Raw genomic sequence first — 2,672 nt, forward strand, 5'->3', positions numbered from 1 at the left:
TTCAGGTGGTCGATTTTGCGGTTTTTTATCCACAAATTTGCTCCCATCATTATTAAAAGTGCGCGCTGTTAAGCGCGAGTTGTCAACGCATTGCTTCTACAACGCAAGAGCGCGTTTATTGGGTCACTCGAATCAGGAAAACGGAGACGTCTGTGTGGGTGGCTACTTTGCCGCCATGGGACGGCATAATAATGTCCAGGTGGCGGGGTAAATGTGTTGCCATTACCACCAAATCAGCCCCCGTTTCCTCCACTGCATCAACAAGCTGCTTGTCCACATTAGCAATGGGATCCGTCGAGCTGTAAACCCTAATACTTACCGGTTGACCGTGCACTTTATGTCGCTCGTGGGCAAAAGCTTCAAGTTTTTGCTCGTACTCTTGGGGAGTGCGGGCAACGCTTGTAGGTGTATTTGCGGTAACGCCAACGTAGATGATATGAGCGTCATATCGCTTAGCAATGTCTGCCACTACGCTTAAGGCAGGCTCCAGTAGCTCTAGATGAGCAAGATCGACTGGTACCATAATGTTCTTAAACACAGTACGCTCCTCATATGGCTCCATTTAGCATGGGTTTACCGTACTAATTAAAGCTATATTGTTGTTTGAAAACAGTGGGTTTAAACAAATGAGCTGAAGCGAAGTGCAACTTCAGCTCATTAATCATTCTACTAATAAACTGGATTTAGCCAAGACAACATTAGTTACTTAGCCACAGCTCGACTACATCTTGATTATCTTCAACCCACTGCTTAGCATTTTCGTAGGGGTCGCTGCCATCTTCCTGGTTCATCAGCATGACCTCACCCATCTGCTCGGGCGTCCACTCGAAGGCGTCAAGGATGGCGTAGGCTTCTGGCATGTCATCTTTTAGGTCTTGGCGCACCACCGTGTGAATCTGCTCAGCACCGCCATAGACATTTTCCGGGTCTTCGAGGTATTTCAGGTCGAAGCGGGCAAACATCCAGTGTGGTGTCCAGCCAGTCACCACAACATCTTCCTCATTGTTAATCGCGCTTGAAAGCGCTGCGGTCATGGTGGCACCGCTACCGCTACGCAGGCGCAGCCCGAGGTCATAGGTATCCACGACCTCTTCGGACAGCGCCATTAGGCCTGCACCGGGGTCAATACCAATGATCTCGCCGTTAAAGCTGTCGGCGTTGTCGTTTAGGTCGGCAATAGAATCGACATCTGTATAAGCCGGTACTACCAATCCCAGCTTGGTGCCATCCAAGTTCATGCCGAGATCTTCAATATTGTCACCTACACGCTCCATGTAGTCAGCGTGAGTCGTGGGTAGCCAAGCGGCGACGATGGCATCGGCGTCGCCAGTGGAAAGTGCCTGGAACATAGCGGCGGCAGAAAGTGACGTTAGTTCAACATCGAAACCAGCTTGCTCTAATACAGCAGCGACGACGTTGGTAGAGGCTACTTCAGACGACCATTCAACATAGGCAAGGTTGATAGTGCCCTGGTCTTGGGCGTGGGCCAGACTTCCAGCGGCAATGCCAGTGCCAGCAATGAGGGCTAATGAGGCGAGGCGGATCCGGTGATTCAACGTACGAGTTTTCATTCACTTGCTCCTTGGGGAAACAGTTGTTGGCAGTTATCAATAGGGTGAGTAAGCGCCACAACCGTAGTAAGTATGCTATCAGATGCACTTAAATTAAGAATTCGAAGATACGACCAGCATGCACATGTAAAAAGCGTTCATCAAGAAGACCGGTCAACGCAGTGTGATTGTCTGCGTGACCTTTCATAGCTTGGTTCACTGTGAGCGGCGCGTTTTCCGTAGTGACTGAGTTAAACGGTCAAGTAGCATGGCCAGAATGACCACGGCAATACCCGCTTCAAAGCCATCACCGGGGCGTAGTCGCTGAATAGCGCGCCACACTTCGCTACCCAGGCCATCTGCACCAATCATAGCGGCGATAACCACCATCGAAAGTGCCAGCATAATGGTCTGGTTAATACCCGCCATCACCGTAGGTAGCGAGAGCGGAAGCTGAACTTTGAAAAGTTTTTGGCTGCGCGTTGCGCCATAGGCATCGGCGGCTTCAATAAGCTCAACCGGCACCTGGCGGATACCTAACGTTGTGAAGCGAATCGCCGGCGGCATCGAGAAAATTACCGTTGCAAAAATGGCGGATACAGAACCAATGCCGAAAAACGGAATGGCTGGTATCAGGTAAACAAAGGCAGGCATGGTCTGCATAAAGTCCAATATCGGCATGATCAATCGGTACAGCCGATTAGACAATGCCGCAGCAATGCCGACAGGCAATGCGATAACCACGGCAACCAGGGTTGCGAAAACCACCAGCGTGAGCGTCTCAATCATCGGGTTCCAGAGACCCAGATTCCAAATCAAGGCTAGCCCGGCGACTGAACCAATCGCTAAGCGAGCACCCGCTAGCTTCCAGCAGAGTAGGGCGATTAACCCAAGTAGCGCCCACTCAGGTAGCCACATCAAGCTATCGTTCAAAACATCAATGCCGGTTTGAGTAAAGCGGGAAATTGCCCGGGTGACGGCTGAATATTCGCTGGTCAACCAGGTCAGGCCACTTTCGATCCAATCGCCAAGGGGGATGCTTGGAATATCCATTACTGTTCTCCTGCCCGTGCTAATTCATCCAGTACTGCGCCCTTCACAACGACGCCTAGCAACCGCCGC

Annotated in this window: 3 protein-coding genes and 1 pseudogene (1 of these 4 only partly in view); all 4 read right to left on the reverse strand. The window is 51.0% G+C overall.

Annotation, left to right across the window (positions count from 1 at the left end):
- Nucleotides 1-115 precede the first annotated feature (115 nt).
- The gene (locus INT22_RS06525; protein ID WP_193060699.1) at nucleotides 116-538 is read right to left on the reverse strand and encodes a universal stress protein; all 423 of its coding nucleotides are present in this window, start codon (nucleotides 536-538) and stop codon (nucleotides 116-118) included.
- A gap of 160 nt (nucleotides 539-698) precedes the next feature.
- Nucleotides 699-1,571: a glycine betaine ABC transporter substrate-binding protein gene (locus INT22_RS06530; protein WP_193060700.1), complete on the reverse strand. Its 873-nt coding sequence runs from the start codon at nucleotides 1,569-1,571 to the stop codon at nucleotides 699-701.
- 195 nt (nucleotides 1,572-1,766) lie between these two features.
- Nucleotides 1,767-2,603: an ABC transporter permease gene (locus INT22_RS06535; protein ID WP_089039603.1), complete on the reverse strand. Its 837-nt coding sequence runs from the start codon at nucleotides 2,601-2,603 to the stop codon at nucleotides 1,767-1,769.
- Nucleotides 2,603-2,672 (reverse strand): annotated as a pseudogene (locus INT22_RS06540) (quaternary amine ABC transporter ATP-binding protein); it runs 1,159 nt beyond the window's last position. Before INT22_RS06540 ends, INT22_RS06535 begins: the two are co-directional and overlap by 1 nt.

Source organism: Halomonas sp. 3D7M (assembly GCF_014897885.1).
In the GTDB taxonomy this organism is placed as follows: Bacteria; Pseudomonadota; Gammaproteobacteria; order Pseudomonadales; family Halomonadaceae; genus Vreelandella.